Annotated in this window: 11 protein-coding genes; 7 read left to right on the top strand and 4 right to left on the bottom strand. The window is 57.5% G+C overall.

Annotated elements, in window-relative coordinates; translation table 11 throughout:
• Positions 1-41: 41 nt before the first annotated feature.
• Both NB063_RS07465 and rpe read right to left on the bottom strand, forming a co-directional pair.
• Positions 42-626, bottom strand: coding sequence for a histidine phosphatase family protein (locus NB063_RS07465; protein ID WP_250928136.1), 585 nt, complete (start codon positions 624-626; stop codon positions 42-44).
• On the bottom strand, positions 623-1,321 hold the full coding sequence (gene rpe, locus NB063_RS07470) for a ribulose-phosphate 3-epimerase (protein WP_250928137.1): 699 nt from the start codon (positions 1,319-1,321) through the stop codon (positions 623-625). The genes NB063_RS07465 and rpe overlap by 4 nt, the downstream gene beginning before the upstream one ends.
• A gap of 588 nt (positions 1,322-1,909) precedes the next feature.
• Between rpe and NB063_RS07475 the strand changes: the two genes are divergently transcribed.
• From NB063_RS07475 to NB063_RS07505, 7 genes are all read left to right on the top strand, one after another.
• Entirely contained in the window at positions 1,910-3,724 is a 1,815-nt protein-coding gene (locus NB063_RS07475; RefSeq protein ID WP_250928138.1) for a hypothetical protein, read from the top strand.
• A 66-nt stretch (positions 3,725-3,790) separates the two neighbouring features.
• Positions 3,791-4,702, top strand: coding sequence for a TIM barrel protein (locus NB063_RS07480; protein WP_250928139.1), 912 nt, complete (start codon positions 3,791-3,793; stop codon positions 4,700-4,702).
• A 264-nt stretch (positions 4,703-4,966) separates the two neighbouring features.
• Positions 4,967-5,350 carry a group I truncated hemoglobin gene (locus tag NB063_RS07485; protein ID WP_250928140.1) on the top strand — a complete coding sequence of 128 codons (384 nt, stop codon included), beginning with the start codon at positions 4,967-4,969 and terminating at the stop codon, positions 5,348-5,350.
• A gap of 689 nt (positions 5,351-6,039) precedes the next feature.
• On the top strand, positions 6,040-7,074 hold the full coding sequence (egtD, locus tag NB063_RS07490) for an L-histidine N(alpha)-methyltransferase (RefSeq protein WP_250928141.1): 1,035 nt from the start codon (positions 6,040-6,042) through the stop codon (positions 7,072-7,074).
• Entirely contained in the window at positions 7,064-8,368 is a 1,305-nt protein-coding gene (gene egtB, locus NB063_RS07495; protein ID WP_250928142.1) for an ergothioneine biosynthesis protein EgtB, read from the top strand. Before egtD ends, egtB begins: the two co-directional genes overlap by 11 nt.
• An 87-nt stretch (positions 8,369-8,455) precedes the next feature.
• Entirely contained in the window at positions 8,456-11,215 is a 2,760-nt protein-coding gene (locus tag NB063_RS07500) for an NHL repeat-containing protein (RefSeq protein WP_250928143.1), read from the top strand.
• A gap of 135 nt (positions 11,216-11,350) precedes the next feature.
• Positions 11,351-12,847 carry an RtcB family protein gene (locus tag NB063_RS07505; protein WP_250928144.1) on the top strand — a complete coding sequence of 499 codons (1,497 nt, stop codon included), beginning with the start codon at positions 11,351-11,353 and terminating at the stop codon, positions 12,845-12,847.
• A 120-nt stretch (positions 12,848-12,967) separates the two neighbouring features.
• Here the strand turns inward: NB063_RS07505 and accC are convergent, their stop codons facing one another.
• Positions 12,968-14,317 carry an acetyl-CoA carboxylase biotin carboxylase subunit gene (gene accC, locus NB063_RS07510; protein WP_250928145.1) on the bottom strand — a complete coding sequence of 450 codons (1,350 nt, stop codon included), beginning with the start codon at positions 14,315-14,317 and terminating at the stop codon, positions 12,968-12,970.
• A 3-nt stretch (positions 14,318-14,320) separates the two neighbouring features.
• Positions 14,321-14,875: an acetyl-CoA carboxylase biotin carboxyl carrier protein gene (gene accB, locus NB063_RS07515; protein WP_250928146.1), complete on the bottom strand. Its 555-nt coding sequence runs from the start codon at positions 14,873-14,875 to the stop codon at positions 14,321-14,323.
• Positions 14,876-14,918: the final 43 nt, after the last annotated feature.

Here is a 14,918-nt window from a genome sequence, read left to right on the forward strand (position 1 = left end):
CGCTACTTTTGAAATCCTTCGGTGGCTACGGCAAAGATGTTCTAGCAATCCGCTTCGATCAACTGCCAACTTCCGGTGTCGGTCTCGACTTTCCAGATATCTGGCATCGCTTCATCGTTCAGCTCCGCCGCCACGAGACTGGCCAGCGGATCTGGGATCACAAACGCGACGACTTGATTGCGGCTTTTTCGCAATACCCGGTTGATCACTTTCATCACGCGTGTGGCCGCGGCGTCGATCGATTCGCCACCGGGCGGGCACACCATTTCCGGATTTTCGGCACCGCTGCGATACAAACGTGGCTGGTTACGACGAATCTCGTCGATCAGCTTTCCGTGCCACAACCCATGGTCCACGTTCCGAAAGCCTTCGATCATCTTGGGCCGCAGATCGCGTCCCTCGACGAGCACAGCCGCGGTTTCACGGGCTGACCCGCACGGGGCATGATAAACCGCGTCGAGGCGAATCCCGGCGAGTTCTTCGGCGAGGTTCTGCACCTGCTCTCTTCCACGCTCACACAAAGGCATGTCGAGCGACCCCTTCATGCGTCCCTGTTCATCGAACGAGGTCGCGCCAGGACGAATCAATATCACGCGAGACCTCGCGGCAGCTCTCAATGAGATCATCGTGCACCCCCATTCGCGGACATCATCGCCTCGGTGAGATCCGAAACGGCGGCGGTGTAGTCGTCGCTCGAGATAATCGCCGAACCGACGACAAATAGGTCACAACCGGCTTCGCGGGCTAGGCCAATGGTGGACGTGTTGATCCCGCCGTCGATTTCGAGCAACAGCTCGGGGCGACGTGAGCGCAATTCCCGGATCCGATCGATTGCGACCGGATTGAACGATTGGCCGCCAAAACCGGCTTCGACGCTCATCACCAGAACCATGTCGACACAGTCCAAACAGACATCGAGATCGCTCAAAGGCGTTCCCGGATTGATCGCAACGCCGACCCCGACGCCGAGATCACTGATTTTGCCGGCCACATCGACCGGATCTTTGACCGCTTCGACGTGGAACGTCAGCAGGTCGGCGCCCGCATCCACCATCGGTTTGGCGTACGCCAACGGATCGCTGATCATGAGATGCACGTCCAGCGGCATGTCCGTGTGTCGCCGCAGCCCTTCAACGATCGGCATGCCGAAAGTGAGATTGGGAACGAAGTGACCGTCCATCACGTCGAGATGCAAGATCTCGGTGCCGGCCTCGCGAAGTCGATCGACTTCAGCCATCAAATTGCCGAAATCGCAATTCAGCACGCTAGGCAGAATTGCCGGTCCGGCATCACGAATCGAATCGAGCTGGGCTCGGTTCATAAGGTCCATTCCAACGAGGATCGAAACCACTGAAACAGCGGGGAAAAACCACAACGGAACGCTTTTCAAGAACCGTGGTCCTTGGTGGGGAACGCGCCGCCTGACGTTTCCTGGTCAGTGTCTTGAGAGTCTTCGGGCACCGCCCTCAGATTCTGAACACCCGTCAACTGATTCGACCGGTACTCACTCTCACCCGACCCCGGCCCATTTGCCAGAGTCGAGATCAAGATTGGGTAGTGATGGCTGGGTTGTCAATCACTTGATTTTTGGCGGAGCGACGACAAATTCGATCTCGATTTGGATCTCGCCGTAATTTCATGACTAACGGAAAAGTGAAAACGCCGATTCGGTAAAAAAAGACGCCCCTAAAATTCTTACATCTTTCGCAGTCCGGATACGTTGGCCGGTGCCCTGGTCGCGCTTCGACGGAATCCTCCCAAGTGGTAACGGGTATGCCGATTACAAGATTCGTTGGGACATTCACCCTTGGGAGATAACGCTTGACAGGGTATACCTACGAGGAAACAACCTCACACAACTGATCGGCGGTGGATTCTCCCGCCGATTCCAATCGGATTTTCTATCCCCATGCCCGATAATTGGAACATTCTCGCCAGCCTGCTGGGTACACCACGTCCCCCAGAGCCGGCAGAAGTTAAGCAGGACGACCCCCAAGTGGAGTCCGAACCCGCGGAAAAAGAAGTCGCTGCTGAAACGACGCCCGACGCCGCCGAAACCGCCAGCCCCGAACAGTCTGAAGCGAGCGACTCCAGTCGCTCCAGCTTGCGATCGGCCCACTCCGCTCCTTCGAGCGAATCGGACTCAAGCGAACCTGACTCTAGCGAATCGGATCTCGATGTTCTCGAAGCATTGACGGCTGTCCAACCGCCGCCGAAGTTGCCTGGATTCGGTATCCCTGACGATGAACCGTCGGTTACTCCGGCAAAAGCAGAAACGGCCAGTTTCGCCTCCGCTGAAGCTGAAATCAAACAACGTGAATCGCAATTGAGTGCGGGGCGAAGCTCCCGCTCGAGCAGCGAGACTCGCCAACACACCGCTTCGGGAGATACCCGCAGCACCGAACGGAGTTCCGGCCGGCCACCACGACGCTCCGGTTTCGCTGACGGGCTCGGAGTCGTTTCCGCTGAGGATGACGATGATCTCTTGGACGAACCGTTCGGCTTCGTTGACGAAGATGACGACGCGGAAGCTGAAGACGACTCACCATCGGCGACGACCAGCAGCCCCGCTTCCCGCGGTGAACGGTCGACCGGTCGTGGCGACGATAAATCCAAAGCCGACTCGCCATCACGCGGCAACCGCGACGACTCGCCTCGTGAAGCACAGCCCCCGCGTGGCCGCGGTCGACGTGGCCAACGTCAACGGATGAGCGAAGACGATCTGGCCGGAATGTCTGTCGGTGAAAGCACCAGCTCAGGCCCGTCTCGCGAACAAGACACAGCCCCCGCCGACAACGACTCGCGATCTCGGTCACGTGGGCGATCCCGTCGTGGCGGTGGACGCGATGAAGAAAATACATCGGAAGAACGCGGACGGGGCGGTCGCGGACGATCACGAGATCGAGACGACGATTTCGGCGTGACGGTTGTCGCCAAGGAATCCTCAGAGACTCCCGAGCGAGACTCCGACACCACTGAGTCACCCCGCCGCTCACGACGAGGACGTGGCCGTGGCCGCGGTGATTCTCGTCGCGGTGAACGCGAAAGCTCCACCCAACCGGCTGCTCGGACCCGTGAACCGGTTCTCGACGACGAGGACGACAGCGATGTCGGGTTCGCCGCTGACCTGTTCGACGACTTGGATTCGGTTGACACGTCCGACGATTTCGGCGTGGAATCGGGTGCCGCTCGATCCTCCTCTCGCGGCGACAGCGATGACGAAGACGGCCCTCGCGCCGGACGACGGTCGCGACGCGGCGGTCGACGTCGCGGACGACGCGGTGCCGGCTCAGCTGAAAGCGGTGACACCGAAACAGCCGCGCGGGCCTCGAAGCCATCCGACGAATTACCACGCTCGGCGTTCGACGATGACCTCGAAGACGATGACGAAATCGAAACGATCCGTCGCGGTCAGACCGCAGCCGAATCGAGCGATCGAGGTCGCAAAGACGACGATAGCGGACAGGACCGACCACGACGTGGCGGCCGAGGCCGTGGACGTGACCGCGATTCCCGAGACCGGGATTCGCGAGACCGCGACTCACGCTCGGACGTATCGGCAGCAGGCCAAGACTTCCCGACTTGGCACACCATCGTCAACGCCATGGTCGATAAAAACCTCAGCGGTCGACGCGGTGGCGGAGGCGGCGGCCCTCGAGGTGGAGGCAGCAGCGGCGGCGGACGTGGAAACACGTCAAACGGTTCACGAGGCCGACGTCGATAAACCATCGGCCTCTTTCCAAAACAATCCAGTAACGATCCATCATCAATTAGCAAGGAACTCTACGACGTGTTTAAGAATTTTTGTCCTCAAGCCCTCGGTATCAACGGCCGCCAAAGCGAACTCATTGAATTGGCACTGACCTATGCCTTCCGTGGCATGGATATCGACATGCACGACATGCTGCGTCGCTCGCAACGGTCATCGTTCGAAGAAGCTTCGAAGTACCTCAAGGCTGCAGACATTCGCATCGGTACGTTTACCCTGGCGCTTAACCTCGACGCAGACGACGATGCGTTCGCCGCGAGCGTCGCAACATTGCATCCGCTCAGCGAAATCGCACAGCAACTCGAAGTGGACCGCGCCCTGATTCGCGTTCCTGCCGCCACGGATCGTCTTCCGTTTAACGAATTCTTCGACGTGCAACGCAGCCGGATCAGCCAAATCGCTGACGTCCTCGGCGCTCGCGACATCAAACTCGGCGTTGGCTTCCGGGCTGGCAAAGAGCACATCGAAGGCAAGCAGTTCCCGTTCATCTCGAAGGTCGAAACCTTCCGCGCACTCGTCGATGCGATTCCGAGCGTCGGATACCTCATCGACACCTGGGACTGGATCGTCGGCGAAGGAGCCATGGATCAATTCAGCGAAATCCCAGGCGAGAAGATTGTCGCCGTTCGCTTGGGCTCGATCCCTGAAGACGTCGAACCGAGTGCGGCAACCACCCACGATCGAATCCTGCCGGAACTGCACGGACCGCTCGATCACGTCAAGGTCGTCAAGCACCTCAACGAAGGCAACTTCGCTGGCCCGATCAGCCCGACGGCTTCGACGCTGCAGTACAAGGGACAAACTCGCGAGTTCCTCGTGCAAAAAGCACAAGAAGCAATCGACGCGATCTGCAAAGAAGCCGGCATGACCGTCGCTCCGTTGCCGATGGACTTGATCGAAGACATCCCTTACGAACCGACCCCGATGATCTAAGTGGCAAACAAAGCTCGCGTACCACTCCGACTTATACTTGGAGTTCCCGCGGCTTGGAAAGCCACAAAGTCTTTCAGTTGTTCGAGTACAGAGCGAAACTCATCATGGGTTTCGCTCACCCGACACCTGAAAGCAGACCAAGCATTTGAACGGTTGGAGCCCTGGCCCCAACTCACTCGGATGAGCGAGCGGAGTTTTTTTGATGCCTGCGTCTTATCCGCTCGGACATGCCCCTACTAGCTGCACTGTTTTGAGATTCATTCGATGAGCGAAGCGGAACCTGATCTTCTGACCCAACTCGGCGGAACCGAGGGACTGCGGCGAGTCGTCGACGAAATGTACGTTCGCGTACTCGCCGACAAAGACCTGAGCCATTTCTTCGAGGGTGTCGAAATGGACAAACTCGTTCGGATGCAGACCGAGTTCATGGCCTCGATCACGTCGGGTGACATCAACTACACGGGTGCCGACCTTACACGCGTCCACCAAGGACGAGGCATCACCAGGCAGCACTTCTCGCAGTTCGTCGGTCATTTCACCGCGGCATTGCAATCGCACGACGTCACCCCGCATGCCATCGACCAAGTGCTCGGAACACTCGCCATGTACAGCGATAAAATCACAGGCACCACCAACGTCGACGGCTGATCGCAGAAACGTACAAACCTGCGACTTGGATCTTGCCGGGTGGTTGATCAATCGCCTCGATCACTGCATAGCCTGACAGCACTCGCTTGCAATACCGACGTGCTCGCAGATTGCGAGTGCGTTGGCGAACCTAGAGATAGGGTTGCCAGAACCGGAGGGCCCGCGCCCAATCGCAAAAAAACTAGCGGTACGGCGTGGACGGACGTGTCTCACTCGACGCATTCATGCTGACAAAGCATGAGCTTGAGCAACAAGCCAATTCTTAACCAAACGTTTCGCTAGCATTCAGCTTTGCGGCGAACGTTGCGTTCGCTGATTGAGGGGCACAGCCCCGTCAATTCGCCCGGCCCTGTCTTGCCGAGCCCTGTCTTGCCGAGCCCTGTCTTGCCGAGCCCTGTCTTGCCGAACTCTGTCCTGCCGTGCCCATCGGGTTGGTTCAGACGTTACAACATAAACACAGGGCCGACGGCCCAGCCGGGTAGCATTGGTCGACGAGCAGCCCGACAACTCGCGAAACCTCACGACGCGTCAACGTGGGACCGGACCAGAGGCCACACTAGTCCACTCGCTCCTTGACAAACCTGGATGCTGTTCGCGTGGCGACGTACCATCGACGCATCCCCCGCTTAGGCACGTCGTTTGCGGATGCATGAGTCTCCTATCTCCCACCGAACCGCTGCAGATTAGCCATGACTTACTCGCCTGTCACCTCTCGTCCGCGGCAAACTGCGGCGGACACCTCGACAACCGCATCCTTTGGTGCCTCCCGACGTAAGAACGCAACCCAGGTCGAATCCCATGAATTCACCGCAGACGTCATTGAAGGGCTTTCACAAACTCCCAAGCGATTGCATTGCAAACACCTGTACGATCGTCGCGGGTCGCAACTGTTTGATCAAATTTGCGAACTGAGTGAGTATTACCCGACCCGCACCGAACTAGCGATCATGAATCGGAATGTGGACGCGATCGCGGACCAAATTGGTTCCAACGCGACACTCGTGGAACTCGGCAGCGGTAGCAGCCAAAAAACTCGCATCCTCCTAGACCATCTTCGCGAGCCAGCCGCTTATCTTCCCGTTGATATCTCGCGGGGACATCTGCTGGAAACGGCGACCAGACTTCGGGTCGAACATCCCGGTCTCGACATTCATCCGCTCGTCGCGGATTTCACCCAACCGATTCAAATCCCTCCCTCGGTACGCGGTGAAAAAGTCTGCGTGTACTTTCCCGGATCGACGATCGGCAACCTTGAATCACAAGACGCGCTGAAACTCTTTCGAAACATCCACGATTTGGTTGGCCCTAAGGGAGGTTTGTTGATCGGTTTCGATTTACAGAAAGACACTGATGTCCTTCACGCTGCCTACAATGACTCGCAAGGCATTACCGCAGCCTTCAACTTGAACCTGCTGCATCGGATCAATCGCGAGGCCTGTGGCGAATTCAATGTTAGCCAATTCGAACACCTCGCCGTTTACGACCAAACACATGGACGCATTGAGATCTCGATTGTCAGCACATGCGATCAAACGACTCATGTCGCCGGACACAAATTCCACTTTATAAAAGGCGAACGAATTCACACCGAATACTCGCACAAGTATACGATTGAGGGTTTCCGTGACATGGCCGCCGCGACCGACTTCACCGCCCGCGAAGTATGGACGGATGAACGGGAATGGTTTGCAGTGATGTACCTGGAATCAAACGATGGCAACTGAGACGCAAACAGCAGAACAAACATCGCAACGGCTAACCGATGCGACCACGAAGGCAAGCAGCGAATCGATAAAGGATCGTTATCGCCGCGTTCGCGAACTGAGCATGCGGATCGCAGCGCCGCTTTCAGCCGAAGACTGCGCCATCCAATCCATGCCCGACGCCAGCCCGACGCGGTGGCATCTGGCGCACACGACTTGGTTCTTTGAAACGTTTTTATTAAAAGAACGCCCAGGGTTTGCCCCCTTCAACCCGAGCTTCGAACGTCTCTTCAACTCGTACTACAACTCCGTCGGTCAGCCATTCCCTCGCAACCGGCGTGGCCAAATTTCACGCCCCGGGCTCAACGAAACGATCGACTACCGCCGGCATGTGGACGATGCCGTAACGGAACTCCTGAGCGAAAGCGAATTGTCCCCATCGCAGTTGTCGGTGCTCGAACTCGGCCTCAACCACGAACAGCAACACCAGGAATTGATGTTCACCGACGTCAAACACGCCCTGGCGTCTAACCCGTTGCACCCGATCTACGCTGAAGACCCGTTCGACTCCACAACCGCACCAAAAGCGTCGCCGCTACGATGGCGGTCCTCTGATGAAACCATCGTCGAAGTCGGACACGACGGTAATGGATTCGCGTACGACAACGAAGGCCCACGGCACCGCGAACTCATTCACCCACATCAAATGGCGTCGCGATGCGTGACCAATCGCGAATACTTGGAATTCATTCACGATGGCGGTTACCGACAACCCGAATACTGGTTGTCGCTGGGTTGGGACGCAGTCAATCAGCACGGTTGGGAGGCCCCGCTGCACTGGATTTCGCAAAACGGCGATTGGCACCAATTCACACTTTCCGGCGTGCGCCCGCTCGTTTTGGACGAACCCGTTTGCCATGTGAGTTACTTCGAAGCCGACGCGTTTGCGCGGTGGAGTGGCAAGCGGTTGCCCACCGAATTCGAATGGGAACACGCCGCGTCCGGTGACACAACAGGCGAAATTTTCTGTGATAAACTGTTGCAGTCGGGCGGCGTTGTTCATCCGCGTGTCACCGGCGACAGCGATTTTCTCGGGAACGTTTGGGAATGGACAGCGAGCCAGTACCTACCCTATCCCGGATATCGTCCAGTCGGCGGCGCCCTCGGTGAATACAACGGAAAGTTCATGTGTAACCAATTCGTGCTCCGGGGCGGGTCCTGCGCGACATCGTCGGACCACATTCGATTGAGCTACCGTAACTTCTTCCCACCCGACGCTCGCTGGCAATTTGCCGGGATCCGTTTGGCTCAGTGATCAAGAGGTGGCGACTCTTTGGTGCAGTCCTAAACGCTTCCACCACGCACATGCCCCTGTTGCTGAGAGCCCGTCATTGTGAAACGAATGAAGTGGATCGTTGGGTCGGCATTGATCGTCGCCTTGTTGTGCGCCAGTTCCGCTTGGATGATTCAATCACGAATCGCCAGTGCCGCGTCAGATCACGAACCATTTGTCTTCCGTTCATTCGCGGTCGCCGACGATGAGCTGGTCGTCCATCCCGCAGACTATTCTTCGCGGTCAAACGAATATCGATTGCATGTCGATCCGTCAAATAAAGACGGCAGCGGCGAGGCGGACTATCGAATGCAGCGCGGCGTCGAGGTGATTTGGTCAGTTCGACTGCCGATGACTCTGGTAGACGTCACGATCACCGACCAAGGTGAAATCATCGGCTATTCCTACAGCAATGGCTTCGAAGGGATGGGGCCAGAGGAAGGCGATGGGGATTTCCGTGTCGTGATTCTCAACGCCGACGGAACGCCCCGCCTCAACGAAAGCACCGTTCGGCGGGGAAGCCGTTTCCTGCACGAGGCCCCGAATCCGAAATGCCTGGCGATGATCGTTGACCAAGACAATGACCGTGTGATCTTTCGCGTCGAAGACCCAGACGTCAATCGTCGCGCAGAGAAATGGTGGATCTATCGCATTTCGAGTGGTGAAAAGCTGCAAGAAGTGTCACCGCGCGAGAAGATGCTGGATTCCGAACACACTCGTTTTCTCATTTCCGCCAAACCAATTGCAGGCACGCCGCTGATACTGCTGCACTGGTGGCGACATGAATATCCCGCACCAAAAACGGAAGACGACTCAATCTCGGGCGCCAAGTTTACAGTCGTCGACGAGGACGCTGAAGTCGTGTGGCAGATCGAGTATCCGCGCGACTACGAAGGTGGCGGGGACGAGACGCTCGCAGACCGCCTTCGTGATCTCATCTTCGAAAACAGTGCCATTCTCGAATCGAAAGACGCGAGGCAGTTCGAACTATTCGTCGCCGCCGATCAACAGGCGGTCACCTATGAAACGCAGCTGAAAGCGGGACGCTGGGAAGTGTCACGCAAGAACAGGCGCCCCATGACGCTAGCGGAAGCATTCCCACGCAACCGTAATGTCGCCAACCCCATGCCGGCCCCTGCGTTCATCATGCAGCCGCTGGAACGTCTCGATCCGATTGAGTTGCAAACGAACGAATCGGCCCCCGCTATTTCACGGGTATTCGACTTTACGGTCGACGAGCAGAATCGAATCGGATGGATGCGCGAAGATGAAAACGGACAAAGCGTTTTCGTACTTGTCGACGAACACGGGAAAAATCACCTCGAAATTCCAGTGGCCACTGAACCTACCACGGCACCGGACCGAGAATTCACTTGGTCATCATGCGTTTGGATCAGCGGAGAACGGTTCGTTGTCACGCGATCGGAATACGGCAGCGAAAGCAAATCGGAGGCGTGGTGGGTGGATATCGCCGACCGCAAAGCGGCCCCAATCGAAGCATTTGATTGTTCCTTTGTGGAACAATTGCGTGCGTTCTCTGACCGCGGTTTCGTCATCCTGGAAAGAACACACTATTCAAGCACGATCACGGATGCACTGGTCGGTTTTGATGCCGACGGAAAACGATCATGGCAAGTCGAATCACATACCGGACAGGATGAGCGAGCCCTTTTCAGCCCGGACGGGATCGCAGTCACCACGAATGACGAAGTCATCGTAATCGACAACGTGCGTCACCAATTACAGTGGTTTGATCGCCAGGGAAAATACCTTCGGCAGGTCAACCTCGATGACGCTTGGGGACGTGAAGCGAACTACCCGACCGATGTGCTTGCATTCGCCGATGGTCGGATTCTGGTACACGACTTTGGCGGCACGCCACCGTACGTCGTTATGGACAACGACGGATCGGTTATCAGCGACCTTCATCCGAAATTCGCCGACGACCGCAAAATCAACGATTATGACGTTGTCATTGCACCCAACCAAGACATTTGGATGAGCGACCACACAGCGATCTACCGCCTCGACAAAACGGGTTTCGTTGACCGTGTTCTCGGGCCGAACCCGCAAGACAATCCACTTACCGAGCTATCCGGCAGCACAGTTGATCGCGACGGACGAATCCATGTGGTGGATGGACGTACCGCAAGCACTCACGTATTTGACGCGAGCGGACGGTTCCTGCAAACACGCGTCGTCCCGAGCGAGTACTACCATGGCGAAATCCATTTCCCGTGCATCAGCGTCAACGATGAAAACGAGTCGGCACTGTGCGTTGAGACAGGGCGGGCGGCTACTGCGCTGATCAGGTTTGACGAAGACGGTCGACCGCTCAATCCTGTGAAACTGCCACGTCACAGTCGACAGGTGCGGTACCAGCCGGGCACGAACAATCAGGTCGAAATGCTGTTTGACGAAGTACAGATCATTGGTAGCGACCATCAGGTTCGACGAATAATCCGACGTCGCCCTGACGGCCGTTGGTTTGATTATCTCGACGAACTTGCGATCGCGAGCGATGGATCCTTCGCGGTTCTGTGCGAGGGCATCGTGTCCATTTACGACCCCGACGGAGAACCGCTGGGGATGGTCCCTTTGCCAACGGCGGTCCGCGGCTACATCACGATCGCACTGAGCACGACTCATGTGGCCGCGATCGGTGACGGGTGTTTCGTCGTTCTTGACCGCCAAGCAAAAACGATTCAACGAGGCGAATTGGATGCACACATCAAGGACGCACAGTGTCATTTCCTACGCGACGGCAGCGAGATTTTAGTGGTTCCACGTCACGGGAAGTCCTTGCCCCGATACCGAATCTCAAAGTAAGTGCGAACCTAGGTCAGTGAGATCCCGTCTCAGGAAAGACTGCTGAGATGAATACTCGACAATTTTCGATCCACCGATCTCATTGACTTCCCCCGTTCACTTGATCGATAGCTAACGACACAAATTGACTCTTTCATGGACACGACTCATCAAATGCTCGACGTCACCGGACCGGCAACGGCTACGTTGCCTGTAGGTGATTCGATGAGCCCGATCACCGTGATCGGAACGGAGTCGATTCGTGAATCGTTTGGGCCGCAAACATACCAACAAGCAATTAACAGCCGACTCGCACCCGGCGTCTCACGCGTCGTACTTAACCCTGACGCACACGTCGGCTACGGTGCGCCGGTGGGCTGCGTGATGGTTTCCCCGTCGCATGTTTACCCGGGACCGGTCGGCGTTGATATCAAGTGTTCGATGAGTCTGCTGCAAACCGATTTGCCCGCTGCGGCGATCGAGGACCATTCGGTTCGCAAGCAGGTGATCAAAGCGATTGCCAAACGTGTTCCGACGGGCGCCGGACGCGGACAACGCCATGCCCCCAAATCTCGCAGCGTCGATGGAGCACTCGGGTTTCGCGTCGCGACCGAAGGAGCATCCAAGACGGTATTGAAAAAACTCGGGATCCCGAAAACATGGGCTGATCGCTGTGAAGACGCTTATCACACGGCAGCCGATGGTACCTCCGACACGCTCGCCGCGCGCTTGGAGTGGATGGGTCGAGACCGCGACAAGCTTGACCGCATCGAGAGCAAGTACCGACAACTCGGCAGTTATGGGGGCGGCAATCACTTTGGTGAAGCCGAGGTGGTGCAGGTATCACAGGATCCGCACGCCCGCAAGATTGCCGAACAGATTGGACTGCGTCATAACCATGTTGCTTTCCTGTCGCACTGTGGCTCGCGTGGGTTCGGTCACGATCTCGCCATGGGGCAATTTCGCGCGATGAAGTCGAGCTTTCAAAAATCCGGCCTCGCGTTTCCCGCGGGCGACCCACAATTGGTTTACGCGGAAGTCGATTCCCCGGCAGGGCAACTATACCTCTGCGACATGGCAATGGGAGCGAACTTTGCCACCGTCAATCACATGCTGATCAATGCGTTGATCTTGGAGTCGTTCCGTGATGTGTTCCCCGGCATTCGCGGCGAACTGATCTACTTCATCAGCCACAACATCGTCCGGCATGAACCGATCGACGGGCAAATGCAATGGGTCCATCGTAAAGGAGCGACGCGAGCGTTGCCGGCGGGACACCCGCAATTGACCGGCACCGAGTTCGAACACACCGGGCATCCGATTCTCTTGCCCGGCAATCCGCGTGACGGGTCGAGCGTGATGGTCGCACGACCGGGGGCGGAATTATCTGCCTTCAGCGTGAACCATGGTGCCGGTCGCCAGATGAGCCGTACCAAAGCGAAGAAGAACTTATCACAAACAAACGTCGACCGAGATTTGCTCGACCACGACATCGTCAGCAATTGTCGGGTCTACCCGAGAGACGAAGCCCCTGACGCGTACAAAGACTTCCAAGAGGTACTCGACAGCGTGATCGGGGCTGACTTGGCGATGGAAGTCGCACGACTCAAGGCCAAGTTTGTGCTCAAAGACGGTGCCCCGGCAGACGACTGACGCGACTGCAACTGGGCACCGATTGATGATAACGATCGTGGATCGCCCGCGGGGCATGCCTGGGAAACGAACCAAATCGGTTCCGTCGGGTATGCCCGCGAATCTTAGACCAGGCGTCGGTTACGACTGTCCTTTATAAGCCCGGTCGACGTATTTGGTGTCGACGCTGCCACCGAGGAACGCTTCGTCTTTGAGGATCCACTGGTGAAAAGGAACCGTGGTCGCAATGCCTTCCACCTGAAGTTCCTTCAATGCCCGCAACATCGTCGCGATCGCCATTTCACGCGTGGGGCGATGGACGATCAATTTGCCGATCATCGAATCGTAGTACGGTGGAACGGTGTACCCGGTCGTTGCGTGGGAATCGAATCGCACCCCCAATCCGCCCGGAGCGAACATCGAATGAATTTTACCCGGGCAGGGCTGGAAGTTCTTGGTCGGGTCTTCCGCGTTGATGCGGCACTCGATCGCCACACCGCTGCACGTCAAGTCCGACTGAGCAAACGACAGCGGCAAGCCAGACGCGACACGGATTTGCTCTTGGATCAAATCGACGCCGGTGACCATTTCTGATACCGGGTGTTCGACTTGGATCCGCGCGTTGACTTCGATGAAGTAGAAGTTGTAGTCCTTGTCGACGATAAACTCGACCGTTCCCGCACCGGAGTAATCGGCGCCGCGAATCATGCGAACGGCGGCATCGCAGATCGCTTCGCGGCGATCCTGCGGCAGGTCGGGGCTCGGAGCCTCTTCGACGAGCTTTTGGTGACGACGTTGGACGCTGCAGTCACGCTCGAAAAGGTGACACACATTGCCGTGAGTATCGGCGATCACCTGGACTTCGATGTGACGTGGCTGCTGGACAAATTTTTCCAGGTACACGCCGCCGTTACCGAACGCCGCGATGGCTTCGTTACGGGCCGCTTCGAGTTGGCTGACCAAGACCTCTTCAGACTCGGCGACTCGCATGCCTTTCCCGCCACCACCCGCGGTGGCTTTGATCAGGACAGGGAATCCGATTTCATGAGCGACTTCGGCGGCTCGAGCGAAATCCGAGATCAACCCGTCACTGCCGGGCACGACAGGGACGTCTTGCGCGACAGCCATCGAGCGGGCGGTGTTCTTGTCGCCCAGCTTCTCCATGGCGGTCGGCGAAGGGCCGATGAATTCAAAACCGCTGCTGCGGCACATCTCGTTGAACTGGGCATTCTCGGCGAGGAACCCGTAGCCGGGATGGATCGCGTCGACGCCAGCGACTTCAGCCGCGGCGATGATCTGGTCAATTTTCAGGTAGCTGTCCGAGCTACGAGTGGTGCCCACGCACAGGGCGCGGTCGGCCAGTTTGACGTGCATCGAATCCGCGTCGGCTTGGCTATACACAGCCACCGACTCGATACCCATCTCACGACAGGCTCGAACGATACGCAGGGCGATTTCGCCTCGGTTGGCGATCAGGATACGTTGAAACATCGTTTAGCCACCGGTTTGGATGCGGAAGAGCGGCTTACCAAAGTCGACGGCCTCTTGATCGCTGGCGAGCACCTCGACGACTTTACCACTGCATTCGGCGGGAATTTCGTTGAACACCTTCATGGCTTCGACGATGCAGACCACGGTGTCTTCGCTTACCGAATCGCCGACTTTGACAAACGCCGGTGCTTCCGGGTTCGCTCGGGCGTAGAAGGTGCCGACCATGGGCGAGTTGATGGTGATCGTTCCGGCGGGCGGGGCCGCGGGACCAGCGGCGGCCGGGGCGGGTGCCGCAGCCGCGGGAGCGGGGGCCGGTGCGGCAGCCGGTGGCGCGTACGCGGGCGGTGCCGCGGCAGGCACCTGGGAACTGCCACGGGTCAATCGGATGCGGTCATCGGATTGCTGCAAATCCACTTCGCTGAGTTCATGTTGCTCCATCAACTCAACGATTTGGCGAATGCGATCGATGTCAAAAACGTCGCCCGAGCGCGAGGCCTGCGAGGATTTCGAGCGATCGCTCTTGGAAGTGGAGCCGCTTTTGGGCGAATCAGCAGTCATGCGAAAGGCCTGATTTACAAACGAGATTATGGGGGGCGGGGAT

The organism is Aporhodopirellula aestuarii (genome assembly GCF_023701485.1).
GTDB classification, from domain to species: Bacteria; Planctomycetota; Planctomycetia; order Pirellulales; family Pirellulaceae; genus Rhodopirellula; species Rhodopirellula aestuarii.